This is a genomic window from Saccharothrix violaceirubra (assembly GCF_014203755.1).
GTDB lineage: Bacteria > Actinomycetota > Actinomycetes > Mycobacteriales > Pseudonocardiaceae > Actinosynnema > Actinosynnema violaceirubrum.
In genome coordinates this window covers 7,228,641-7,251,904 of record NZ_JACHJS010000001.1, presented here as the reverse complement: position 1 = coordinate 7,251,904, position 23,264 = coordinate 7,228,641, and the positions used below count along the sequence as shown (strand labels likewise).

At 69.3% G+C, this 23,264-nt stretch carries 26 protein-coding genes, 1 tRNA gene and 1 pseudogene; 10 read left to right on the top strand and 18 right to left on the bottom strand.

The genetic code is table 11. The features are described from left to right. Window positions 1-46: 46 nt before the first annotated feature. The 4 genes and pseudogenes from F4559_RS33700 to F4559_RS33690 form a co-directional block, all read right to left on the bottom strand. Window positions 47-850, bottom strand: coding sequence for an IS3 family transposase (locus tag F4559_RS33700; protein WP_246446744.1), 804 nt, complete (start codon window positions 848-850; stop codon window positions 47-49). A 47-nt stretch (window positions 851-897) separates the two neighbouring features. After that, window positions 898-1,221: a helix-turn-helix domain-containing protein gene (locus F4559_RS35720; RefSeq protein ID WP_246445261.1), complete on the bottom strand. Its 324-nt coding sequence runs from the start codon at window positions 1,219-1,221 to the stop codon at window positions 898-900. Window positions 1,222-1,242: 21 nt separating this feature from the next. Beyond that, window positions 1,243-1,365 (bottom strand): annotated as a pseudogene (locus F4559_RS36940) (helix-turn-helix domain-containing protein); the annotation flags it as partial. A gap of 110 nt (window positions 1,366-1,475) precedes the next feature. Beyond that, window positions 1,476-2,798: an SdrD B-like domain-containing protein gene (locus F4559_RS33690; RefSeq protein ID WP_312866019.1), complete on the bottom strand. Its 1,323-nt coding sequence runs from the start codon at window positions 2,796-2,798 to the stop codon at window positions 1,476-1,478. 292 nt (window positions 2,799-3,090) lie between these two features. Between F4559_RS33690 and F4559_RS33685 the strand changes: the two genes are divergently transcribed. Next, window positions 3,091-4,086 (top strand): cation diffusion facilitator family transporter, encoded by a 996-nt coding sequence (locus tag F4559_RS33685; RefSeq protein ID WP_184675097.1) that lies wholly within the window; start codon window positions 3,091-3,093, stop codon window positions 4,084-4,086. On the opposite strand, the gene dcd is transcribed toward F4559_RS33685, so the two are convergent. Then, window positions 4,046-4,636, bottom strand: a complete 591-nt coding sequence (gene dcd, locus F4559_RS33680) for a dCTP deaminase (RefSeq protein ID WP_184675096.1) — start codon at window positions 4,634-4,636, stop codon at window positions 4,046-4,048. The two genes, F4559_RS33685 and dcd, sit on opposite strands and share 41 nt — an antisense overlap. A gap of 69 nt (window positions 4,637-4,705) precedes the next feature. Here dcd and F4559_RS33675 point away from each other — a divergent pair. From F4559_RS33675 to F4559_RS33665, 3 genes are all read left to right on the top strand, one after another. Further along, a tRNA-Gly gene (locus F4559_RS33675) sits at window positions 4,706-4,776 on the top strand. A 159-nt stretch (window positions 4,777-4,935) separates the two neighbouring features. After that, complete coding sequence (locus F4559_RS33670; protein ID WP_184675095.1) at window positions 4,936-5,394, top strand: helix-turn-helix domain-containing protein; 459 nt, start codon at window positions 4,936-4,938, stop codon at window positions 5,392-5,394. Then, window positions 5,394-5,969, top strand: coding sequence for a PIN domain-containing protein (locus tag F4559_RS33665; protein WP_184675094.1), 576 nt, complete (start codon window positions 5,394-5,396; stop codon window positions 5,967-5,969). The genes F4559_RS33670 and F4559_RS33665 overlap by 1 nt, the downstream gene beginning before the upstream one ends. Before the next feature lie 247 nt (window positions 5,970-6,216). On the opposite strand, the gene F4559_RS33660 is transcribed toward F4559_RS33665, so the two are convergent. Continuing rightward, on the bottom strand, window positions 6,217-6,585 hold the full coding sequence (locus F4559_RS33660; protein ID WP_184675093.1) for a hypothetical protein: 369 nt from the start codon (window positions 6,583-6,585) through the stop codon (window positions 6,217-6,219). Window positions 6,586-6,719: 134 nt separating this feature from the next. Here F4559_RS33660 and F4559_RS33655 point away from each other — a divergent pair, with 134 nt between their 5' ends. From F4559_RS33655 to F4559_RS33645, 3 genes are all read left to right on the top strand, one after another. Next, window positions 6,720-7,376 carry a LuxR C-terminal-related transcriptional regulator gene (locus F4559_RS33655; RefSeq protein WP_312865956.1) on the top strand — a complete coding sequence of 219 codons (657 nt, stop codon included), beginning with the start codon at window positions 6,720-6,722 and terminating at the stop codon, window positions 7,374-7,376. Further along, on the top strand, window positions 7,373-7,975 hold the full coding sequence (locus F4559_RS33650; RefSeq protein ID WP_184675091.1) for a LysE family translocator: 603 nt from the start codon (window positions 7,373-7,375) through the stop codon (window positions 7,973-7,975). The genes F4559_RS33655 and F4559_RS33650 overlap by 4 nt, the downstream gene beginning before the upstream one ends. Before the next feature lie 109 nt (window positions 7,976-8,084). Next, window positions 8,085-9,920 carry an acyl-CoA dehydrogenase gene (locus F4559_RS33645; RefSeq protein ID WP_184675090.1) on the top strand — a complete coding sequence of 612 codons (1,836 nt, stop codon included), beginning with the start codon at window positions 8,085-8,087 and terminating at the stop codon, window positions 9,918-9,920. 177 nt (window positions 9,921-10,097) lie between these two features. Here F4559_RS33645 and F4559_RS33640 read toward each other — a convergent pair whose 3' ends face one another. The 4 genes from F4559_RS33640 to F4559_RS33625 all read right to left on the bottom strand — a co-directional run bounded on the left by F4559_RS33640 (window position 10,098) and on the right by F4559_RS33625 (window position 15,453). Next, window positions 10,098-10,886 carry a DUF1206 domain-containing protein gene (locus F4559_RS33640; RefSeq protein ID WP_312865955.1) on the bottom strand — a complete coding sequence of 263 codons (789 nt, stop codon included), beginning with the start codon at window positions 10,884-10,886 and terminating at the stop codon, window positions 10,098-10,100. Window positions 10,887-10,933: 47 nt separating this feature from the next. Further along, on the bottom strand, window positions 10,934-12,676 hold the full coding sequence (locus F4559_RS33635; RefSeq protein ID WP_246446736.1) for a VanW family protein: 1,743 nt from the start codon (window positions 12,674-12,676) through the stop codon (window positions 10,934-10,936). 604 nt (window positions 12,677-13,280) lie between these two features. Then, entirely contained in the window at window positions 13,281-13,574 is a 294-nt protein-coding gene (locus tag F4559_RS33630; RefSeq protein WP_184676520.1) for a GroES family chaperonin, read from the bottom strand. Between the two features lie 52 nt (window positions 13,575-13,626). Then, window positions 13,627-15,453 (bottom strand): NHL domain-containing thioredoxin family protein, encoded by a 1,827-nt coding sequence (locus F4559_RS33625; protein WP_312865954.1) that lies wholly within the window; start codon window positions 15,451-15,453, stop codon window positions 13,627-13,629. Window positions 15,454-15,574: 121 nt separating this feature from the next. Between F4559_RS33625 and F4559_RS33620 the strand changes: the two genes are divergently transcribed. Together F4559_RS33620 and F4559_RS33615 are read left to right on the top strand one after the other, a co-directional pair. After that, complete coding sequence (locus F4559_RS33620) at window positions 15,575-16,054, top strand: helix-turn-helix domain-containing protein (protein ID WP_184675088.1); 480 nt, start codon at window positions 15,575-15,577, stop codon at window positions 16,052-16,054. Between the two features lie 30 nt (window positions 16,055-16,084). Further along, the gene (locus F4559_RS33615; RefSeq protein WP_312865953.1) at window positions 16,085-16,612 is read left to right on the top strand and encodes a VapC50 family PIN domain-containing toxin; all 528 of its coding nucleotides are present in this window, start codon (window positions 16,085-16,087) and stop codon (window positions 16,610-16,612) included. A gap of 7 nt (window positions 16,613-16,619) precedes the next feature. Here F4559_RS33615 and F4559_RS33610 read toward each other — a convergent pair whose 3' ends face one another. From F4559_RS33610 to F4559_RS33595, 4 genes are all read right to left on the bottom strand, one after another. Continuing rightward, complete coding sequence (locus F4559_RS33610; protein ID WP_184675086.1) at window positions 16,620-17,045, bottom strand: Imm1 family immunity protein; 426 nt, start codon at window positions 17,043-17,045, stop codon at window positions 16,620-16,622. Window positions 17,046-17,050: 5 nt separating this feature from the next. Then, window positions 17,051-17,425, bottom strand: a complete 375-nt coding sequence (locus tag F4559_RS33605) for a PIN domain-containing protein (protein ID WP_184675085.1) — start codon at window positions 17,423-17,425, stop codon at window positions 17,051-17,053. A gap of 398 nt (window positions 17,426-17,823) precedes the next feature. After that, window positions 17,824-17,970 carry a hypothetical protein gene (locus tag F4559_RS33600; RefSeq protein ID WP_221447454.1) on the bottom strand — a complete coding sequence of 49 codons (147 nt, stop codon included), beginning with the start codon at window positions 17,968-17,970 and terminating at the stop codon, window positions 17,824-17,826. 168 nt (window positions 17,971-18,138) lie between these two features. Beyond that, complete coding sequence (locus tag F4559_RS33595; protein WP_184675084.1) at window positions 18,139-19,332, bottom strand: ATP-binding protein; 1,194 nt, start codon at window positions 19,330-19,332, stop codon at window positions 18,139-18,141. A gap of 124 nt (window positions 19,333-19,456) precedes the next feature. Between F4559_RS33595 and F4559_RS33590 the strand changes: the two genes are divergently transcribed. After that, window positions 19,457-20,071, top strand: coding sequence for an SIMPL domain-containing protein (locus tag F4559_RS33590; protein WP_184675083.1), 615 nt, complete (start codon window positions 19,457-19,459; stop codon window positions 20,069-20,071). 15 nt (window positions 20,072-20,086) lie between these two features. Here F4559_RS33590 and F4559_RS33585 read toward each other — a convergent pair whose 3' ends face one another. The 4 genes from F4559_RS33585 to F4559_RS33570 all read right to left on the bottom strand — a co-directional run bounded on the left by F4559_RS33585 (window position 20,087) and on the right by F4559_RS33570 (window position 23,221). Further along, window positions 20,087-20,989 carry a LysR family transcriptional regulator gene (locus F4559_RS33585; protein ID WP_184675082.1) on the bottom strand — a complete coding sequence of 301 codons (903 nt, stop codon included), beginning with the start codon at window positions 20,987-20,989 and terminating at the stop codon, window positions 20,087-20,089. Between the two features lie 89 nt (window positions 20,990-21,078). Further along, on the bottom strand, window positions 21,079-21,429 hold the full coding sequence (locus tag F4559_RS33580; RefSeq protein WP_184675081.1) for a PIN domain-containing protein: 351 nt from the start codon (window positions 21,427-21,429) through the stop codon (window positions 21,079-21,081). Next, entirely contained in the window at window positions 21,426-21,944 is a 519-nt protein-coding gene (locus F4559_RS33575; RefSeq protein ID WP_184675080.1) for a CGNR zinc finger domain-containing protein, read from the bottom strand. Before F4559_RS33575 ends, F4559_RS33580 begins: the two co-directional genes overlap by 4 nt. Continuing rightward, on the bottom strand, window positions 21,941-23,221 hold the full coding sequence (locus tag F4559_RS33570; RefSeq protein WP_184675079.1) for an MFS transporter: 1,281 nt from the start codon (window positions 23,219-23,221) through the stop codon (window positions 21,941-21,943). The genes F4559_RS33575 and F4559_RS33570 overlap by 4 nt, the downstream gene beginning before the upstream one ends. Window positions 23,222-23,264: the final 43 nt, after the last annotated feature.

Sequence of the window (23,264 nt, the reverse complement as noted above, 5' to 3'; positions counted from 1 at the left end):
CGTGCTGTTGAACCGCTCCCCGAAAGTTGGACTGGCTAACTGAAGGTTAGGCCGCGAGGGCCTGGGCTCGGTATTGGACCGGGCTCAGGCCCTTGAGCGTGGTGGAGATGCGGGTGGTGTTGTACCAGTCGATGTACTCGTGCAGTGCCGCGGTGAACTCCTCGACGGTGTCGAACGTGGTGTGGTGGAACAGTTCTTCCTTCAGATGTCCGAAGAAGTTCTCGGCGACCGCGTTGTCCAGGCAGTTGCCCCGCCGGGACATCGACTGGGTCAGACCGGCATCGGCCAGTAGCCTGCGCCAGGTGACGTGCTGGTAGTGGAAGCCCTGGTCGGGGTGCACCAGTGGTCTGGCCGCGGCGGGCAGGGTGGCGATCGCGGCGCGCAGTGAGGAGTTCGTCAGCTCCAGCGACGGGGACAGGCCGCAGCTGTAGGCGATCACGGACCGGTCGAACAGGTCGATCACCGGCGACAGATGGATCTTGCGGTCACCAACGCGGAACTCGGTGACGTCGGTGACCCATTTCGTGTCCGGAGACGAGGCGCCGAACTCGCGGTTGAGCAGGTTCCCGGCGGTGGTGCCGGTCTGCCCCTGCCAGGACCGGTGGCGGCGTGGCCTGCGGACCTTGCAGACCAGGCCGAGGGTGTTCATCAGCTTCAGCACCGTCTTCCTGGCCACCCGCCGGCCCTTGCGGCTCGGCACCAGGTGAACCCGCCGATGCCCGTAACGGCCATGGGCGGCCTCGAACTCCTCGGTGATCGCGGTCTTGAGTTCGGCGTGCGGGTCGGGCCGGGCCAGGCGGGCCTGCTGGTAGAAGAACGTCGAGCGGGCAAGGCCCGCGGCCTTGAGCAGCGCCGCGAGCGGATACTGAGCCTTGAGGGTGGCGACGACCTGGGTCTTCAGTCTCGCCCCTGCTCCTTCAAGGCCCGCAGTTTTTCCAGGTACGCCACCTTCGCGGACAGCTCCAGGTTCTCCTGCCGCAACCGTTCCAGCTCGCTGAGCCCGGTGGTGCCGGCGGGCTTGGCAGGCCGGCCTTTCGGCTTGGGCCGCAGCGCGTCCTCGCCGTCACGCCGGTACAACCTGGCCCAGGTCTCGACCTGTTTCGGCGAGGCCAGGTCATGCTCACGCGCCAGCTCCAGCGCGGACGCCCCACCGTCGACGAACCGGCGCACGACCTCCAGCTTGAACTCGAACGTGAACGACCGCCTGCCCTGTTTGGCCATCAACGCTCCCGCGCCCCGCAGCCTCCAACGATCATGCAAGCGTCGCACCGCTGTCGCGGGCACACCCAGCCGGGTCGCGACAGCGTCCCTGCCCCACCCGGCCTCGAACAACACGACAGCGGACTCCCGCTGCTCCTCTGACAACGAACTGCGTGGATGCAACGAACCGCTCCCCGGACAGTCGGAACTGGATTCCCAGTCCAACTTCCGGGGAGCGGTTCACTGTGCGCACGGCCCCTTCGTCGGTCAGGGTGTCAGTTGTTGCGGCGGGCGGCGATCAGCGCACCCGTACCGCCGAGGAGCAGCACACCGCCGAGGGCGAGCGGGATCAGCGGGGAGGCACCGGTGCTCGCGAGCGAGCCCGTCTCCTTGGTCTGCGCGACCGGCACGACCGCCTGGGGCGCACCGGCGGCCGGAGCGGCGACCGTGGTGGTCGGGGCGGCGGAGGTCGGGGCGGCAGCGATGTCGATCATGACGAGCCGGTGGTTGTCGCCGACGTCGGACTGCTTCTCGTCCTTCTGGTTCACCCCGAAGCTGATCTCGGGGTAGGCGACCATCCGGTCGACGCGGACCCTCACCCACACCGACACCGACTCACCGGGCGCGAACAGGACCTCGTCGCCACCGAACGTGATCACCCGGCCGTCGGTCTCGACGTTCGGACCCTCGGCGGCCATCGCGACCAACCCGTCGGGCAGCACGACCCCGCCGGTGAGATCGGTCGGCACCGTACCGTTGTTGGTGGCCGAGAAGAACATGGTGAACTGGCCACCCACGACCGGCGTGCCGGCGATCGTCATCTCGTTCATCGTGCGGTTGACGATCGCCTTCCGGAAACCGATCACGACCGGTTCGGTGGTGGCACCCGGCTTGACCGGGATGAGGCCGGTGAGGCCCGTCGTCGGGTCGACGGCCGAATCGCCGCCCCCCACCGCGTAAGGCAACAGCGGGTCGTCAGAGGAACGCTGCACCCGGTACTCGCCTCCGCGAAGTCCCCGGAACGCGAACTTGCCGTCCGAGTCGGACATGGCTCCGTCGATGACGACCCCGGCCGGGTCGAGCAGCACGAAGCTGACCGAGTCGGCCGGGGGCTCGGCGGCCTGACGGAGGCCGTCGCCGTTCTCGTCGATCCAGGTGGATCCGACGACCGTGCCGCCCTGGTAGCCGAACTTGGCCGGGACCGTCGAGTCCGCGGTCACCTCGATCGTCAGCTTGCGCGGGGTCGTGCCGATGAAGTCCGCCACCTCGGGCGTACTGACCTCGTACGTCCCGACCGCCAGGCCGTCCGCCACCACCGAGGCACCGTTCCAGGTCTGCACCCGGGTGGTCGCGCCGGTCGCGATGTTCTTGATGTCCGCGGTGACCGGCGTGTAGCCGCCCTCGTCACCGTTCTGGACGCCGTTGCCGTCGTGGTCGGCGAACGTCGTCACCTCGATCGCACCCTTGGCGACCTCGTCCGCGTTGGCCGGAATGGTCATCACCGTGGTGGAAGCCAATGCGAAAAGCGCCGCACCGAATGCAATCTTCTTCATTTCAATCCCCCGCTTCAATTTCGGCCCCCTTGGCGTTTCCACCACCAAAGACGCCCACCCGCCAAGGCGGTTGCGCGCCCCGCCAAAACTTTTTCCAACCGCTCCGGCCACCCCTGAAAAGCCGAGTTCCGCACATCCGAACGGCCCAGCACATACTCGTTCACCAGGCAAAACAGCGTCACACGGGCCAGATGCACCAGGTTGCCGAAAAGTTATCCGAACCTCGATCTCCCGTTACCGGAATATCTCTGGATTTTACCCGAAGCAAGAGGACGCGTAGACGTTCCCAAGGTTGCACCGAAGCGCGATAACGTTTCGGAAGGCGTACGGTCGACCCATGGCTGAGGTCAAAGGCGGCGGCGAGAGCACGGTGACGGTGCTGCTGGCCCTGGCGGTGAACCTCGCGATCGCGGTCATGAAGGCGGTCGCGGGCGTGGTCACGGGGTCGGCGGCGATGATGTCGGAGGCCGCGCACTCCGTGGCCGACACGTTGACAGAGGGCCTGCTGCTGACCGCGTTGCGCCGCTCCGACCGCCCGGCCGACCGCCGGCACCCGTTCGGCTACGGCAAGGAGCGGTACTTCTGGTCGCTGCTCGCCGCGGTGTCGATCTTCGTGTCGGGCGCGGTGTTCGCGTTCTACGAAGGGTTCCGGACGGTGTTCGGGACGCCGGAGGAGCAGAGCAGCCCGGTGGTCGGGTACGTGGTGCTGGCGATCGCGTTCGTACTGGAGGGCGTGTCGTGGTCGCAGGCCGTGCGCCAGGTGCGGCGCGAGGCTCGGGAGGAAGGGCGGCCGGTCCTCGTCTACCTGCGCCTGTCCGACGACCCGACCGTGAAGACGGTGTTCCTGGAGGACTCGGCGGCGTTGGTGGGCCTGCTGCTGGCGTTCGGCGGCCTGGGGTTGCACCACCTCACCGGGTCGTCGGTGTGGGACGGCGTGGCGTCGCTGGCGATCGGCGTGCTGCTGGCGTTCGCGGCGTACGTGCTGGCGTCGACGAACCGGGGGCTGTTGATCGGCCGGCAGGCGGACCCGAAGCTGGTGCGCGGGGTGTGGACGTACCTGCGGTCGGGCGTGCCGGAGATCGAGGAGGTGGTCGACCTGCTGACGATGGCCGTCGGCACGGACCGCGTGCTGCTGTGCGTGCGGGTCGACTTCGACGACGCGTTGGGCGCGGCCGACCTGGAACGGGCGTGCGTGCGGGTGTCCGCCGAGCTGCGGACGAGGTTCCCGGAACTGGACGAGGTGTTCATCGAGCCCGTGCCGCGCACCGATCCGGAGCTGAGGTCACGCGTCCTCAATCGCTATGGCGACGCGTTTCGGTCCGGTGGAAGTTGAGGTAGGCACGCGACGGCGTGGGACCGCGCTGCCCCTGGTACCGCGACCCGGTCGAGGCCGAGCCGTACGGGAACTCGGCTTCGCTGCTGAGCCGGAAGATGCACAGCTGCCCGATCTTCATGCCCGGCCAGAGCGTGATCGGCAGGTTGGCGACGTTGGACAGCTCGAGCGTGATGTGGCCGGAGAAGCCGGGGTCGATGAACCCGGCGGTCGAGTGCGTGAGCAACCCGAGCCGCCCCAACGAGGACTTGCCCTCCAACCGGCCGGCGAGATCGTTCGGCAACGTGACCAGCTCGAAGGTCGAGCCGAGCACGAACTCGCCGGGGTGCAGGACGAACGGCTCGTCGTCCGCGGCCTCGACCAACGAGGTCAGGTCGTCCTGCCGCACCGAGGGGTCGATGTGCGTGTAGCGGGTGTTGTTGAAGACCCGGAAGAACCGGTCGAGCCGGACGTCGATGCTGGACGGCTGCACCATGACGTCGTCGAACGGTTCGAGCACCAAACGCCCACCGTCGACCTCTTTGCGCAGATCACGATCACTCAACAACACAGGGACAGCGTAGAACCAACCCCGCAGGGCCACGCCCCCAGCCCGTCCGTGTATGATCGGCGGGGCAATGCGGGTGTAGTTCATTGGTAGAACGACAGCTTCCCAAGCTGTAGAGGCGGGTTCGATTCCCGTCACCCGCTCTCGACAGAGGCCCGGGTCCACACGGACCCGGGCCTCTGTCGTCTTCGGGTGCGGTGTGTCCGCGCGCGCCGCCAGTCACGAGCCGCCCGCCACCCCCTCAAGACACTTTCGTTTTTTTCGGATAGACTGGGGTAGGTCAAGACCCGGAAGGAACGATGATGGCGGCAACACTGCGGCGGCACACCCTGTTCCCTCCTGGTGACAGCCAGGACGACTTGGCGTACGCGGCCGAGGCTCTGCACGGCCATACCAGACTCGTAGGCCCGGACGGCACGGAGATCAAACTGCCCGGCGAGGTGTTCGCCGCACTGCGCGAAGTGGTCGAGGCCCTGTCGAACGGACTCGCGATCACGATCGCACCTCAGACGACGCAGCTGACTACACAACAGGCTGCGGACATGCTCAACATCTCGCGCCCGACTCTGGTACGGCTCCTGGAAGAGGGCCAAATCCCGTTCGAGATGCGTGGACGTCACCGACGGGTCCGGTTGACCGATCTGCTGGACTACCAGGAGCATGCTCGCGTTCACCGCCGTACCGCGCTGAACGAGCTGGCGCGTGAAGCTGTCGAAGACGGTTCCTACGACGCCGTGGACCACTTTCCCCGGACCCGCTAGTGCCCTTTCCCACATTCCTCGACGCCTGCGTGCTCATCCCGTACCGCCTGGCAGACCTGTTGCTGAGGCTCGCGGAAGCGAACACCTACCGCCCGCTCTGGTCCGACGAGGTGCTCGACGAAGTCGAGCGCAACCTCCCTCGCGTAGGGCACCGCACACCGGAGAGTGCGCGGAAGTTCGTCGACACCATCCGGTGGGTGTTCCCCGATGCCCTGGTAACCGGTTACGAGTCGTTGACACAGGTGATGACCAACGATCCGAAGGATCGGCACGTGCTCGCCGCCGCTGCCTACGGTGGCGCCGCTGTGATCGTGACCGCCAACATCGACGACTTCCCTGTAGCGGCATTGACGCCGTACGACCTGAGTGCCGTGCACCCGGACGACTTCCTACTCGATCAATTCGACCTGTACCCCGACCGCACGGTTGAGTGCATCAACGACCAGATCTGCGCGTACAACAAGCCGACGGTCACACCGGAAGAGTTCCTGGACCGCTTGGCGAAGGTCGTTCCCGACTTCGTCAAGGAAGTGCGTACTCCTGTACTGCAAGCCCGATGGCGACAGCGCCTCTGATCCCGTCCCATCGAGTCGGCCGGTGAGCGGGTCCCGTCGCTCACCTGAAACATAGTGCTTCGTGCGATACGTGTGCGACAAGCAGTGGTCGACAAGAGCCACTCGCGGCTACCGATGATCCGGCTCAGACGCAGGTCGTCACCTTCACCGGAAGAACCAGGTCGGGTTCCCAAGCTGTAGAGGCGGGTTCGATTCCCGTCACCCGCTCTCGATCATCGGCCGGGTCCGCGGACCCGGCCGACGTCGTTCACCGGGATTCCAGTTCGGCCCAGCCGCCGCCTGTCGCCAGCACGGTGCGCAGGTGGGAGAAGTGGTCGGCCACGCCCGACAAGTCGGCGTGCAGCAACGCCAACCGCTCGCCATCCAACGGCTCCAGGTCGGTACTCCACAGTTCATGGGGCAGGCTGCCCACGAACACCGCGGAGTGCAGCAGGTCGGACAACGGCCCCGTGCACTCCAAACGGGCGCAGGCGGACAGCACCGTGCCCAGCCCCGCCATCGCCGACGCGGCCGTGCCGTCCCACGCCGGCCCCGGCCAGAGGGGTGTGCTCAAGCTCAGCCACAGGTGCCATCCGGCTGTCGACTCGTGCTCGTCGGCCGGTCGCCAAGTGGTCATGGGGCACTGTGCGCCTGCCGCCGGTCGGACGCGCCCGTGAGGAGACGAGCCTCACGGGTGAACCGGTTCAAGTTTTTTCCCGAATCACCGTCATGGGTGAGCGGCTGGTGACTCAACACCACATGGGCACAGGGGTGAACTCCGGTAGACCCGGCATCGCGCTGGTCGACCCGGTTCCGTTGTTCCGCGAAGGACTTCAGGCGGTGGTCCGGCGCACGCCGGGTCTGCATTGGCTCGGCGCGACGGGCCAGCTGCACACCGCGGTCCGGCTGCACGAGCGGCTGCACCCGGACGTGATGCTGGTCGACTCGGTGCTGGACCCGCAGGGGCACCTCGCCACGTTGCTCACCGAGACCGACCCGCGGCTCGCCGTCGTCTCCCTGGTGCGGGAACCGCACCGGACGGCGAAGTACGTGCGTGCGGCGTTGGCGGCGGGCGTGCGCGGTCTCGTCCCCCGTGACGGGGAGATCGTCGAGGTGATCCAGGCGATCATGCGCTCCTTCCACGAGCGCATCCACCTCGACCCGACGTTGGCGCCGCTCGCCGCCGGGTTCACGCCGACGGTCGAGGCGGGCACTCGACGTTCCCTTTCGCGGCGCGAGTACGAGGTCCTCCAGCTCATCGCCGACGGGCTGGAGAACCAGGCCGTCGCGACCGAGCTGTACGTCTCCGTGGAGACCGTGCGCACCCACGTGAAGAACATCCTGCGCAAGTTGCGTGCCCGGGATCGCACCCATGCCGTGTCCCTGGCCTACCAGTCCGGCCTCCTGACCGGCAATCTGAGGGCGTGATCAGCGCAGCCTTCGTCCTCACGTGCCTCGCCGTCTCGCTGTCGCCGGGTCAGACGCTCGCCGTCGTGATCGACCAGTCGCTGCGCGCCGGACGTTCGGCCGGGCTCGCCGCGGTCGCGGGGAACACCGTGGGTCTGGTGTTCTGGGCCGCCGCGTCGACGCTCGGCCTGACCGTGCTCGTGCGCACGTCGCAGGTCGCGTTCCTGGTGCTCAAGGTCGTCGGCGCGGTCTACCTGTGCTGGTTGGGCGTGCAGGCTTTCCGCCGTGCCGGCCGGGTCAAGCCCGCCGCGGAGCGCAAGGGCTCGTTCCGCGCGGGTGTGGTCGCCAACGTGACCAACCCGAAGGCCGCCGCGCTCTACCTCGCGTTGTTCCCGCAGTTCCTGCCCGCCGACGGCGGCACGTTCGCCGACACGGCGACGCTCGCGGTCGTGCAGATGGCGATCAGCTTCTCGTACTACTCGCTCGTGGTGTTGGCCGTGCACACCGTGCGCCGGTTCCTGGACCGCCCGGCCGTGCGTCGTGCCCTCGACCGGCTGACGGGGTTCGCGCTGGTGGTGCTCGGGGTGCGCATGCTCACGCTCACTCGCTCGGCCGTCTGATACCCCACAACCGGGTGACTCGACCTTGCCGTTGTTACCGCAGGGTAATACCCTGGCTGTTACCGGTCAGTAGGCTTTCTGCCCGACCTTGACGGAGTGAGCGAACGAGATGGGTCACTACAAGAGCAACGTCCGGGACCTCGAATTCAACCTCTTCGAGGTCTTCAACGTGCAGGACCACCTCGGCACGGGCCCGTTCGAACAGGCGGACGAGGACACCGCCCGCGGCGTGCTCGCCGAGTTGGACAATCTCGCGACCGGCCCGTTGGCCGACTCGTTCGTCGACGCCGACCGCCACCCCCCGATCTTCGACCCCGCCACCCACTCGGTGACGCTGCCCGAGTCGTTCAAGAAGTCCTACCAGGCGATCTGGGACGGCGAGTGGTACCGGCTGTCCCTGCCCGAGGAGCTCGGCGGCTTCGGCATCCCGCCCACGGTCCAGTGGGCCGCGTCCGAGCTGATCCTCGGCGCCAACCCCGCCGTGTACATGTACCTGGCCGGCCCCAACTTCGCGACGGTGATCCGGCGCAACGGCACCGCGGCGCAGCAGCGGTGGGCCGAGCTGATGGTCGAACGCGGCTGGGGCGCCACCATGGTCCTCACCGAGCCCGACGCCGGTTCCGACGTCGGCGCCGGCCGCACGAAGGCCGTTCTCCAGGACGACGGCTCGTGGCACCTCGACGGCGTGAAGCGGTTCATCACGTCCGGCGACCAGGACCTGACCGAGAACATCATGCACCTCGTGCTGGCCCGCCCCGAGGGTCCCGGCATCGAGTCCCGGCCCGGTACCAAGGGCCTGTCGCTGTTCCTCGTGCCGAAGTGGCACTTCGACGGGCAGACCGGCGAGTCGACGGGCGAGCGCAACGGCGCGTTCGTGACCAACGTCGAGCACAAGATGGGCCTGAAGGTCTCGACGACGTGCGAGTTGACGTTCGGCCAGCACGGCGTCCCGGCCAAGGGCTGGCTGCTCGGCGACGTGCACGACGGCATCGCGCAGATGTTCCAGGTCATCGAGTACGCCCGGATGATGGTCGGCACCAAGGCCATCGGCACGCTGTCCACCGGGTACCTGAACGCGTTGGCGTACGCCAAGGAACGCGTGCAGAGCGCCGACCTGACCCGCATGACGGACAAGACCGCGCCGCGCGTGCCGATCACCCACCACCCCGACGTGCGGCGCAGCCTGATGTTGCAGAAGGCGTACGCCGAGGGCCTGCGTGCCGTGTACCTGTACACGGCGACGTTCCAGGACAAGATCGCCCTGGGCGGCGAGGGCCGCGAGCTGGCCGAGAAGGTCAACGACCTGCTGCTGCCGGTCGTGAAGGGCGTCGGGTCGGAGCGGGCTTACGAGCAGCTCGCGCAGTCGTTGCAGACGCTCGGCGGCTCGGGCTTCCTCCAGGACTACCCGATCGAGCAGTACATCCGGGATTCCAAGATCGACTCCCTGTACGAGGGCACGACCGCGATCCAGTCGCTGGACTTCTTCTTCCGGAAGATCATCCGCGACAAGGGCCAGGCACTCGGCTTCCTCAACAACGAGATCCAGAAGTTCCTCGACGCACCGGGCGACGAACGGCTGGCCGACGCGCGGAAGCTGCTGGGCCAGGCGTTGCAGGACCTCCAGGGCATGCTCGGCGCGATGGTCGGCTTCCTGACGTCGTCACAGGAGGACGTGCGCAACCTGTACAAGGTCGGCCAGAACACCGTGCGGTTGCTGCTGACGGCCGGTGACGTGCTGGTCGGGTGGCTGCTGCTGCGTCAGGCCGAGGTGGCGGCGGCCAAGCTCGGCGGCACGGTGTCGGCGCGGGACAAGGCGTTCTACGAGGGCAAGGTCGCCGTGGCGGGCTTCTTCGCGAAGAACGTGCTGCCCGAGCTGACCGCGCGTCGGAAGGTCGCGGAGACCACCGACAACTCGTTGATGGACGTGGACGAAGCCGCGTTCTGAGTCGGACGACGTCGAGCCCGGTCCCCGTGTGGGGCCGGGCTCGATGCGTGAACGCACAACTCGCGGTGTCCGAGTGCACAACTCGCGGTGTCCGAGTGCACAACTCGCGAGGTGATCACCTGATCGAGGGTGCCTGAGTGCGTATTTCGGGGTGCCTGAGTGGAGGACTCGCGCGGGTCAGGAGTGGTGGGCCTTGGCGGCGGCGAACGAGAAGACGGCGAAGCCGAGGAAGCCCAACGCGACGACAGCCAGGACGAAGACGCCGTAAGGCTGCGCGGCCAACGTGTGAAGGGCCTTGTCCATGCCACCGGACTGGCTCGGGTCGTGGGTGACGGCGGCCAGGCCGACCAGGACGCCGATGACCCCGTATGCGATGCCCTTGCCCACCCAGCCCACCTGACCCGAGCGCTCGACCCAGCGGCGGGCACCGATGGGCAGTTCGCCCATGTCGAGGTCGTCCTCGAACTTCTTCTTCACGCCCTTGCGCGCCACGGCGAACCCGATGCCGATCACGGCCAGGCCGACGGCGCCGACCAGGAACGGCCCGGCGGGGAGTTCGAGCAGGCGCCCGGTCAGGGTCTGCTGCTGCTCGTCCGACGAGGACGACGAACTGCCCACCGCGTAGGTGATCGCGGCGATGCCGATCGCCACACCCGTCACGGCGCGGGTACCCGCGCCGATGCGGCGCAGCCACCGCTTCTTCTCGTCCGGCACCCACGTGTAGCCGGACACCGCGAGGCCGGCCTGCCACACGGCGAACGCGAACAGCCCGATCGCGAGCACCCACAGCAGCACGGGTCCGAAGGGGGTCTGGGCGACCAGGGCCACGGCGCCCTTCTGGTCCGTCTGCTCCCCCGCGTCGCCGAACACGACCTGCGCCGTCAGTACGGCCAACAGGACGTGCACGACCCCGTAGCACACCATTCCCGCCCGGCCGAGCACCTGGATCGTCGGGTGTCTGCGCACCTCACCTGCGGTAGCCACAACCGGGTGATACCCGGTCGTGGCGTCGGTCAACCTCCCGACGGCGCCGGCGGGGCCTCACAGACGATCTTGAACTGGGCGTCGTACTTGACCGTGCGGCTCTCCGAGCGGCTCTGGCCCGTGCGCCGGTCGGTGACCGTGCGCGTGTCGGTCACCGAGAAGCCCTCGGCACCGTTGCTGGGCGAGCACGGCTTGGTCGTCACCTTGCGCTCGGTCGGCGTGGTCACGTTGAAGTGGCCGCTCGTCGAACCGGTGACGTCGTAGTTCTTGGTGCCCCACAGCACGATCTTGATCGACGACGGGGTCCAGATCGTCTGGATCGCGACGCCGGTCTGGTCCGGGTTGGTGAACGCGATGTCGATGATCGAGTTGCCCGCGGTGTCCATGAACACCGTGGCCTCGCGGCCCGCCGGGTACCGGGAGATCCAGTAGCTGTGCTCGGTGTGGCCCGCGTCCTTCATGCCCGCGTAGTACCCGGCGTTGTACAGCGTCGTGGCGAACTGCGAGATGCCGCCGCCGACCGCGCGGCCAGGAATGCCGTCGTTGATGATGCCCGCCTCGACGTAGCCCTGGCCGACGCCGCGCGGACCCGTGTACGCGTTGAGCGAGAACGTCTCGCCCGGCTTCACGATCGCGCCGTTGACCTTCTCGGCCACCACGCGGATGTTCGTGCCCGAGTCGCCCGCGAAGCCACCGGTGCTGAACTCGCCGATGACCTCCTTGATGCCCATCTTGTTGGCCTGCTCGGTGGTCACCTTGGCGGGCGTGTGCTTGTACTCGGCCTTGACCTCGCGCTTGTCCGCGCTCTTGAGCACGTCGATGAAGGTCGCCAACGACTTGTCCCAGTCGACGCCGCGGCCGTCCACCGACTCCTTGACCACGGGTCGGCCGCCCTCGAAGACGATCTGGGCGTCCTTGCCCTCCTTCTCGGTCTCCTTGAGCTGCGGACCGGCGGCCTCGACGACCTTGTTGTTGTCCACCTTGGCGTTCAGCGCGCCGTTCTCGCCCGGCTCGAACACCAGCACGGCGCCGAGCTGCTCGGGCTTGAGCGTCGCGTCCTTGCCCTCGCCCTTGATCACGACGGGCGACGCGACGGCGGGCTCGGCGACCTCCTTGAGGGTCTGCGCCACGCCTTCTTTCGTCGTCTTCACCGGCGTGGTGCTCACCGGCAGCTCGACCGTGCCGCCGTCGGCCCAGTCCGCGAGCAGCTTGTCGGTCGCACCGGCCGCGTCGAGCTTCTGGCCCTGACGCGGGTCGACCGCGACGGCCTTGGCGCCCTCGAACTTGATCGTGCCCTCGGCCGGGTCGTGGTCGGTGGTGGGACGCAGACCTTCCAGCGCGGCGGTCAGCTTGCCGTTGTCGGCCGTGGTCGCGAACCCGACCTCACGCGAGGTGAAGAACGACGTCACGCGGGTCACCGGGGACAACGGCTGGCTGCCGGCGCGTTCGAGCGTGGCCTCCCAGTCCAGGGTCAGCCCGGCGGCCTTCGGGTCGAGCTGGGTCTCGACGTCGCCGGCGCGGGCCTTGACCGGCTGCTCCAGGCGCGGGCCGAGTTCCCTGCGCAGCTTGGCCTCGGCCTCGTCGTGGCCCAGGCCGCCGATGTCCACGCCCGCGACCGTGACGCCGCGCGGCACGTTGCCACCGGACACCAGGATGTCCACGCCCCACAGCACGACCAGCACGCCGAGCACGCCCGCGGCGACGAGCAACGCCTTGCGACCGCGCTTCCGCTTGGCGGCCTGCTCCTCGGCGTCCGCCCGCTCGTCGACCATGATCGGGCCGAGCACGGTGGCGTCCGGTGGTTCGGGCAGCACGGGTGCGGCGAAGACCGTGGTCTCCTCGGACGCCGTGTAGGACGAGAAATCGCGGGTGGACTCGTCCGGCGGCGTGAGGCTGCGCGTCGGCTCGTCCTCGGGGACGGGCTGCCGGATCCCGTCGGCGGCGGGCCGGACCGGCGTCGTGAACGTGGTCGCCTCGGCGTCGCCGGAGCCCAGGGACACGGTCGTCGTGGCGTCCTCCGACGCGGGCACGACGGGCGACGTGATCTGCGTCTCTTCTGCGGGGGACGAACCGGACAAAGCTCGGGTGACGCCCGAAGGCGCCATGTTCCGGACAGTCGCGTCGACCCCTTGTGGCGCTTCGGGTTCGGCGTCCGGCTCCTCGTCGGGCCAGACCGCGTCCTGGGCCTGGATCGCCGACGCGGCTATCACGGTCGTGCGCTCGGAAGCGGTTTCCGACGCGCGGACCGGCCGCATGGCCGTGGTCCGCTCCGCGTCGGACTCCGGTCGCTGGTTCTCCGGCACCGCTTCCCCTCCTGGCCTCTCCGCAAGGTGCTGGGACTGCTTACCCGACCGCCGTCACGCGCAGGTCACGGCACTACAGGTACAGCCCGGTCCCGTGATCCGTTCTCTCCGTCGCGGTCGCGTGCACGTCACGCTCCCGCATCACCAGGTAGGTCTGGCCCTGGACCTCGACCTCGAACTGGTCCTCGGGGTTGAAGAGGACACGGTCGCCCACCTTGACGTGGCGCACACTGGTGCCGACGCCGTGGACGTCGCCCCATGCCAGCCGCCGAGCCATCTGCGCGGTCGCCGGGATCACGATGCCGCCGCTGCTGCGACGTTCGCCGTCCTCCGGCGAGATCCGCACCATGATCCGGTCGTGCAGCATCTGGATCTCAAGCTTGACATCGGGCACTCGCGGAGTCTACGTGCACCGGCGGTCAGCCCTCGTCGAGCCCGCCCATCATCAGGGGCAGCCGGTGCGGGGCGGCGGACCGCACGATCACGGGCACGCCCCAGTCCTGCCTGGTCAGCTTGCACACGGGGTGTTCGACGGCCGGGTCGTCGGTGCAACTCGCGGCCTGCGCGACGACGTGCAGCACGCCTTCCGTGACACCGTCCGCGATCCGCAGCGTGCGGACCAGGTCCGTGCCGACGCCCGCGCCCTCGACGATCAGACCGGGCGGCGAACTCGTGATCTCCAGCCGGGTCGACGGCCCGTAGCGGTCGTCGAGCTTCTGCCCGGTGGGCGGCGTGAACACGACGACGAGCTCGAACTCGCCGGGCGCGATCTCCGACGGCGGGCGGCGGACCTCGTGTGCCCGGCCGCTGACCAGTCGCGCGCCGGGTGCCACCGGGCGTTCGAGCCGGTGCGCGGCGCTGGCCACGACGACGAGTTCGCCGTCGACCACGACCGCGTCCGACGGTTCGGCGATGTCGGTGGCGAGCGTCGACACCTCGCCGGTTTCCGGGTCGTAGCGGCGGATCGCGCCGTTGTAGGTGTCGGAGACCGCGACGGTGTGGTCGGGCAGGACGGTCACGCCGAGCGGGTGCTGGAACAACGCCTCGTCGGCCGGGCCGTCGTGGTGTCCGAAGTGGAACAGGCCCTTGCCGACGGCGGTGTGGACGGTCCGGTCGGCGTCGAGCCACCGCAGCGCGGACGTCTCGGAGTCGACCAGCCACAGCCGGTCGCCGTCGGCCGCGAGACCGGACGTCTGCGCGAAGAACGAGTCGAGCGCGGGGCCGTCGTGCAGACCCTCCACAGTGGTGCCCGCGAGCCGTTCGAGGCGGTGGTCCTCGGGCTTGAAGAGGCCGAGCGTGTGGTTGCCCGCGAGCGCGATGGCCACGCCGCCGGCCGGTTCCCACCACGCGACGTCCCACGGGCTGGTGAGCGGGATCTTGTCGGCCGGGCCGTCGGTCTCGCCGTCGCGCCACTGCTCGCCGGTGCCGGCGACGGTGCTGACCTCGCCGGTGTCGAGGTTCAGGCCGCGCAGGAGGTGGTTGACGGTGTCCGCGACGACGACGTGGTAGCCGACGCGGCGGGCGACGTCGTCGGGCAGCAGCGCGAGGCCGGCGGGTTCGGAGAAGGTCGGCGCGGTGCCGTCGGTGCGGCCACGCGCGCCCGTGCCGAAGCGGCGCAGGACGGTCTCGCCGTCGAGGTCGAGTTCGACCACGGCGTGGTGCGCGGAATCGCTGACCAGCAGGGTGTCGCCGGCGCGCACCGCCTTGGCCGGAAAGCGCAGCTCGGTGTGCTCGTCGACGGGGGCGACGTACGGGCCGTCGCCGCGGTGCACCGTGCCTTTGGCTTCGTGCTCGGCGATCAGCTCGGTGATCACCTGGCGCAGGGCGTCGTGGTGCCCTTCGCCGGAGGCGACGTGCACGACGTACCCCTCGGGGTCGACGAGGACGAGCGTCGGCCATGCCTTCACGGCGTAGTTGGTCCACGTGGTCAGGTCCGGGTCGTCCAGCACGGGGTGGTGGACGCCGTACCGCTCGACCGCGGCCTTGAGCGCGTCGGGGTCGGCTTCGTGGACGAACTTGGGCGAGTGGACGCCGACCGTGACCAGGACGTCCGCGAACTCGGCCTCCAGAGGGCGGAGTTCGTCCAGGACGTGCAGGCAGTTGATGCAGCAGAAGGTCCAGAAATCCAAGAGCACGACCTTGCCGCGCAGGTCGGCGAGACGGAGCTGCTGGTCGCCGGTGTTGAGCCAGCCGCGGCCCACCAGTTCGGGGGCGCGGACACGGGCTCGGCGGCGTGGGGTCGTCACGCACGGATTGAACACCGGGTCAAGGGGCGGGCGTTCCGCTGTCCACCATGTGGGCGACCGACGGTGGTCGATGCCGTTTCCGCCGGTTTCGTTTTGTTCGTTTTAAGTTAGACTTGCAGGTATGACCACAGTCGAAGAGCGAACAGTGCTTCCCCCCGAGAGCCCGGAGAGCCTCTCGGCGTGGGTGGCGGCCCTTTCGCGGTCGACCGGGGAGACTGCGGTGCTCATCGGCCCCGACGGAAGCCGGTTGCCGCTTCCCGTCGAGGTCTTCGAGGTACTGCGGGACGTGGTGACCGCCCTGTCCCAGGGACTCGCGATCACGGTCGCGCCCCAGCACACCGTGCTTACGACCAGCGAGGCGGCGAACCTCCTAGGAGTGTCCCGCCCGACGCTGGTGCGCATGCTCGAAGCCGGCGAAATCCCATACGACAAGCCCAACCGCCACCGCCGGGTCAAGCTCGCGGATCTGCTCGCCCACCAGGAGCGCATGCGCCGGGCCCGTTCCGCCGGTCTGGACCAAATGGTGCGGGACGGGGAAGAAGGTGGACTCTACGACCTCCCGCTCGACGAACCGGTCGAGCGACTGCCGGTCGACGGGTGAGCTTTGTTCCCAGCGTTCTCCGACACCTGCGTGCTGTTCAAGCCGTACTTGCGCGACACGATCCTGAGCATCGCCGAGCAGGGCCTCTACAGACCGTTGTGGTCGACGGACGTCATGGAGGAACTCGATCGCAACTTGCGCAAGCGCGGCGCGACCGCACAACAGGTCCACCATCTCCGTGAACAGATGGGAAGCACGTTCCCGGAGGCGGAGGTCACCGGCTACGCCGATCTGATCGACGTGATGACGAACGACCCGAAAGACCGCCACGTCCTCGCTGCCGCGATCCGAGGCGGGGCGGAGGTCCTGGTGACCGAGAACCTCAAGGACTTCCCCGCGTCGTCCGTCCAGCCTTACGACATCGAGATCGTCCACCAGGACGGGTTCCTGCTCGATCAGTTGGACCTCTCGCCCCACACCGTGCACCGGGCACTGCGGACCCAGGTGTCGCGCTACCGCCGGCCGCCGGGGTGCGTCGGGGAGTTGCTCGACATCCTGGGCAACGACGGTCACCGTTGCGGGAAGTTCGCCGACGAGTGTCGGCGGCTCGTCGTATGAGCGGTGGTCAGTCCGTGTCCCGCCACTCCGCACACGTAGGACGTTCCGCTGTGCGGAGGAATTCCTTCAACGCCCGCGTGAACAGGTCCAAGGCGACACCGCTGCCAGGGTCGTAGTCGACGTAGTCGTAGTGGTAGCCCTCCGACGCCGGGTCGCCGACGAGGGCACACGACACGTGCTCCGGGCTGTGGAAGTCCAGGTACCCGAAACCTTTGTGCACCAACGCCCACAGCAGGTGGTCGTCCACGGTCTCGCCGCTCCACTCCGACACGATCTCCGGCCGGGCCGAGTGGAAGACCATGGCGGGTGAGGAGTCCGGATCGGACAGGCGGGCCACGAGGTGGTCGACGTCCGCCGGGGTTTCGACCACCAGCGTCTCCTCGGCGGGGAGTTCGTCCGGGCGGTAGACGTGCCAGTGGGCGGTGAAGCTCATGGGTTTCAGCCTCGCACGGAATGCGGACCGAGCACTTCGGCGCCCAACCCGGTCACGCGGCGGCGCAACTCGCGGTCCGCCGTGACGACGGCACAACGCCTTCCCCGAAGGTCCCGGACGACCGAGACGATCGTGTCGTCGCCCGATCCCGGGGCACCGACCACTCGGACTCCGGGCACCGACGGCAGATCGCGGACGCGTCCTTCGACCACCAGCACCACTTCGAGCGGTCCGGACGCGAAGCCGGGTAGACCGTTCGCCACGAGCGGAATCAGTGAATCCCGGAGGCGCTCGGTCGCACCCCACCTGTCCTTCCACCAGCCATCGGGCACCGAACCCACGACATTCGCGGCGTCCACGACGACGATCGCTGAGCCCATCGGACCATGCTCTCAAGCCGAAGTGTCGTACCCCGGTGGCACCATGGAGTGGTCCATGGGGGACAAGCACATCTCAGGGGGTAAGTGATGAACAGTCGTGCGCGCAGAACGCCGTCCAACGACACGTGGACCGGCTCGCCGACGGCTTGACCGATGGGAAACCCCGCGGTGCTGCCAGGTCGGGGGTCCGACAGCATCGCGGGGTCATGAGTGTCATCGAGACACGTTCGGGGACTGTTACAGCACCCATCGGGCACTGAAAGAGATGGAACGAGGCCCCTGCCGCGCGGGAGGTGCGGCAGGGGCCTCGTCGTATCCCCACTCCTTGACCCGGCGCGCGGGACGACGGGGCGTGTACCCGGTGTCGATGCGGGTTGTCGCCACGCGCGCCTGACGGTTCAGCGGAGGGTGGTCACCTGAGCCTGGGCGATGGCCATCAGTTCGTGGCGCATGGCCGGGGTCGGCGCCTGCTCGAGCGCACGTGCGACGGCCTTGCGGTTGCGAGCGTCGACACGGCGGGCGCGGAGCTTCGCAGCGATGTTCATCGCGATCTCATCCCTCTCGGCGTTTCCTCGGGTGGTGTGCCTCAAGTATGCACCCGAGACCCCCGCACGCGCACCCGTTTATCCGGTGAGGTGGCGCACAAACCGGCGATTCATCGGCAGTGACCTGGACGACACCGTCGATTCATCTGTCTGTCACAGTTGACAGTGTCACTCGCCGTGAGCGAGCAGGAACCGTCCGAAGTGCGGCACGGTGAACGCGATCAGCCCGCGCTCGGCCGAGTACACGAGCCCCTTCTTGATCAGGCTGTCCCGCGCCGGCGACAACGACGAAGGCTTGCGCCCCAGGTGTTCCGCGACGGCGGACGTCGGCACGCCCGCGTCCCGCCCGTCCCCGGTCCCGGCCATGGCCCGCAGGTACTCGCGCTCGGCGGGTGTCGCCCGCTCGTACCTCGACCCGAAGAACCCCACGGCCAGCTCGGCGTCCGCCTCGGGTGCCGCCACGGCCACGTCCACCGCCGTGATCGGGTCGGACGGCGCCGCGTCCCACGCCGCCTTCCCGTACGCCTGGATGAAGTACGGGTAGCCGCCGGACGCGTCGAACAGCGCGTCGAGCGCCTCCACGTCGATCCCCGCGTCCTCACGCGCGACGGGCGCGAGCACCGCGCGGTCCGCGTCCTCACGGGACAGCCGGTCGATCCGCACGTACCGGAACAACCGCTCGGAGTACGACTTGGCCGCCGACAGCACGGCCGGCAGGTGCGGCAGCCCCGCACCGACCACGACCAAAGGCGCACCGGACTGGGACAGCTCGTGGCACGCCGCGCACAGCGCCGACACGTCGTCCGGCCGCACGTCCTGCATCTCGTCGATGAGCAGCGCCACGCCCGTGCCCACGTCCTGCGCCAGCTCGGCGACGTCGGTGAACAGCTCCACCAGGTCGATCTCGATGTCGCCGGAGTCCGCCCGCCCGACCGCGGCCGGCACGTCGATGCCCGGCTGCCACCGGTCGCGCAGCTTGGCGTCCGCGGGGTTGGACCGCAGTGCGAACGCCTTCAGCACGCCCAGCACCGCCTCGACCCGTTCGGGCGCGCGGTGGCGCACCGCGAGATCGCGCACGGCCCGGTGCAGCGCGGCCGACAACGGGCGGCGCAGCCCGGCGTCCGGTCGGGCCTCGACCTTGCCGGCGCCCCACCCGCGCTTGACCGCCATCGACCGCAGTTCGCCCAGCAGCACGGTCTTGCCGACGCCGCGCAGGCCGGTCAGCACGAGGCCGCGCTCGGGTCGTCCGCGCGCGACCCGTTCCAGCACGACCTCGAACGCGGCCAGCTCCTTGTCGCGTCCGGCCAGCTCAGGGGGCCGTTGACCGGCTCCGGGGGCGAACGGGTTGCGCACCGGGTCCATGGCATCGGACCGTATCCGGGTCTCTAGCGCACGACCAATAATGACACCGCATACAGCTATCTAGTGCCAGAGCTAGACAGAGTGATAGTTGCCAAGCCTGTCTCGAACGGGTTGTCTGGCGGCCATGGCGGACGTGGTGACGAAGGGCGTCGGCAAGGTCGAGCGCACGGCCGACCGCGCCGAGGTGACGGTGAGCTTCGAGACGACCGGGTCGAGCCGCGCCGAGGCGGTCGACGCGCTCACCCGGCGGGTCGCCGAGGTCGAGGCGCTGCTCGCGCGCACCAGCGTCGACGTGCGTTCGCGTCGTCTCGACGTGCACACCAACTGGCACCGCAACCGCCGCTCCGGCGCGCGGGCCATGCAGCAGTACCTGTTGCGTGTGGACGACCTGGCCCTGCTCGACGAACTGCTCGGCGCGCTCGTCGCCGCGGAACCCGCATGGCTCAACGGTCCGAACTGGCAGTTGCGCGACGACGCCGACGCGGTCCGCGAGGCCCAGCGCGAGGCCGTCGCCGACGCCCGCCGCCGGGCAGCGGGCTACGCCGACGCGCTCGGCGCCCGTCTCGGCGCGCTCCAGAAGCTCACCGACGGCGATGCCGAGACGTGGGGCAACGAGCGTGTCGCGTTCGCGGGCTACGGCGGCTCGCCTGGCACGCCGCAGGTCGACCAGCTCAACCTGACCGCGCAGGAGATCACCGTCGCGGTCCGGTGCACGGCCGCCTGGACACTGCTCGACTGAACGTCCACAGTGGACTCACGCGGCGGTGGCGCGTGGACGTTCCCAGTCCGCGACCGCGCGGGTGAGCACGGCGTCCAACGCGGCCAGGGTCGCCGGGTCGCACTGGGCGTCGTCCCACACCAGGTAGCCCGCCACGGTCGTCACCGGCATCCACGGCAACGCCACCAGCCGCCCCTCGTCGAGCGTCGACCGCACGCACACGCGCGGCAGCAGCGCCACGCCGTGCCCGGCCACCGCCGCGATCTTCGCGCCCTCGATCGTCCCGTACTCCAGCGGCGGCACGGGCCGGTGGCCGAGTTCGGCGCGCATCACCGCGTCGTACACGCACGCGGACTGCACGATCAGCGTCGACTGCTCGCGCAGGTCGTCGACCGTCACCACGTCCCGCCCGACGAGCGAGTGCGTGGGCGCGGCCACGAGCACCAGCTCCTCGACGGCCAGCCGCCGCGACGCCGGGCCGACCGGCCCGGTCGAGTGCAGCAGGGCGACGTCGATCTCGCCCCGCTCCAGCGCCGTGACCAGCGACTGCGGGCCCTCGTGGAACGTGTGCAGCGCCAGCCGGACGTCGGGGTGCCGGGCGTGGAACCGCCACACCACGTCCGGCAGCCGGTAGGTGGTGATGGCCTCGCTCGCGCCGATGGTGAGCGTGCCGCGCGGTTCGGCCTCGGGTGCGACCGCGGACCGGGCCTCCTCGGTCAGGCGCAGGAGCCGTGTCACGTAGGGCAGAAAGCGTTCGCCGCTCGACGTGAGTCGAACGCCGTCACGCCGGCGTTCGAACAACCTCGCGCGCACGACCGATTCGAGGTTCTTGATCTGCGCGGTGACGGCGGATTGCGAATAACCCAGCGCCGTCGCGGCCCGCGTGATGCTCCGGGTTTCCGCGACCGCACGGAAGGCGACCAATTGCCTGACGTCCACAGCCATTCCCCCAGGAATCTGTGAATTCGTGTCCGGTACCCGATGGTATCCACGTCCGGCGGCCACCCGGTAGGCCGTCCGGATCAATCTCATTCGACGGTCTGCCGGGATTCGAAAACCAGTGACAAGTGCGGAATTCCGATGGCGCGGAGGCCGTTCGCCCGCGCGGCGGCGCGCAGGTGGTGGTCGGCGCAGGCGAACCCGGTCACGGACGGGCCGAGCAGGAGCGCGGTGGCCAGGTGCACGGCGCCCGAGGGGTCGACGCCGTGCACGCTGGCGGCCAGGTCGAGCACCAGGTCGGACACCCGCACCTCGACGACCCGGGGATCGGTGAACAGGTCGACGTCGGTCTCGTCCCTGGTCAGGGAGCTGGACGCGGCCAGGCCGACGCCGACGAGCGCGTCGACGCGCCAGGCGGCCGTGCTGTGCAGGTAGATCACGCGCGGCTCCGGTGCGCCGCGACCCGGACCCGGTTGCCGCAGGTGGCCGAGGAGCACCACCGACGACGACCGGCACGGGAGGTGTCCACGAAGTACGACCCGCACACCTCCGCCTCGCACTGGTGCAGCCGGTCCCGGTCGGGGCCGGTGAGCAGGTCGACGACATCGCGCGCCAGCACGCCGAGCACCTGTGCGACGGTCGGCCGTTCGCGGACGGCGGCCAGGTCCGGCGACAGCACGACGGCCGGTGCCGGCTGCCGGGCGCACCGGTTGACCAGGTCGACGTCGACGCGTGCCGGTGTCGTGCCGTCGACCGCGGCACCCAGCAGCCGGTAGGCGGCCTCGCGCAACGCCCGGAACTCGCGGACGTGCGCCTCGTCCGGCCGCTCGGCGACGGTGTGGCCCTGGGCGGACAGCCAGGCGGCGAGGGTGTCCGGCGTGGTCACACCGTCGCACGGCACGCCGCCGAGTCGGCTGCGCACCGTCGCGACGAGGTCGAGACCCGGTCTGGTCAAGCTGTCACTCCCGGTCGGGCTTCGCGGGGCATGAGCACCGCCGAGGCTACTGCCGGCACGACGCCGATCAGCAGCATCACGACCGGCCACGACGACAGGTCCAGCACGACCGGGATCAGCAGCGGCGTCACGAACGCGCCGCCGAACACCATGGTGTTCTCCAGGCCGAGCGCCGTGCCGGACCGCTCCGCGCCGGCCATGGTGGCGATCTCCGCGTAGTGCACGCCGTGCCAGCCGCACGCCAGGAAGCCGGCCGCCACGAACAAGCCGACCACCAGCCACGTCGGCGCCACCTGGTACGCGGCCACGCCGAGGAACGCCAGCGCGATCAGCCAGCTGTAGACCCGCACGAGCGTGCGCCGGTGCCGGCCGCCGACCTGGTCGGTCCACCGCCCGCTGACCACGCGCGACACGCCGCCGAGCACCTGCACGACCACGATCGCGATCACCACGCCGCCCAGGTCCAGACCCATGACCTGGGACAGGAACACCGACCCGAACGTCAGTACGGTGAACTGGGGCAGGTCGAGCAGGAACGCGACGAGCGCGACGCGCCAGATGTCCCACCGCACGAGCGGGCTGCGGGTCGTCGTGGCGGCCACGCCGTCGGACGCCTTGGTGCGGGCCAACGGCGGCTCGTCCAGCCATAAGACGACGGCGACGGTCGCGGCGGCCATGAAGATCGTCAGGAACGCGAACACCCAGCGGAAGCCGACGTTCACCGCGAGCGGGGGCATGATCGCCGCGCCCAGCGCGCCGCCGAGCGGCACGGCCGCGACCCGCAGGCTGATGGCGAACCCGCGCCGGTTGGCCGGGAACCAGCCCATGACCGCGCGGCCGGACGCGCCGTTGACGCAGCCGCCGAGCGCGCCGGACAGGAAGAGCACGACGGCCAAGGCCCACGCGGCCGGTGCCGCGCTCGCGGTCGGGACCAGGAACACCGTGACGGCGGCGAGGGAGAGCGTGGTGCCGCCGAGGCCGACCATCAGCACGATGCGTTCGCCGATCCGGTCGGACAGCACGCCCCAGAACACCTCGGTCAGGAAGATGCCCGCGGTGACGGCGGCCAGGACCAGGCCGAGCTGGGAGTACGAGTAGCCGTACGCGGCGGCGAGGATCGAGCCGGAGGTGGGGATGCCCTGGAAGGTGGCGCTGAAGGCGGCCTGGGCGAAGACCCCGATGCCCAGGATGCCCCAGCGGTAGTTGGCGGAGTGGCGTTTGCCCGTTCGACCGACGACCACGTCGGCGGTGGTCGGATGCGCGAGCGTCTGGGACATCGTCCCTCCCGGTGTAATGGGTTCAAGGCGTTACATGATGGCG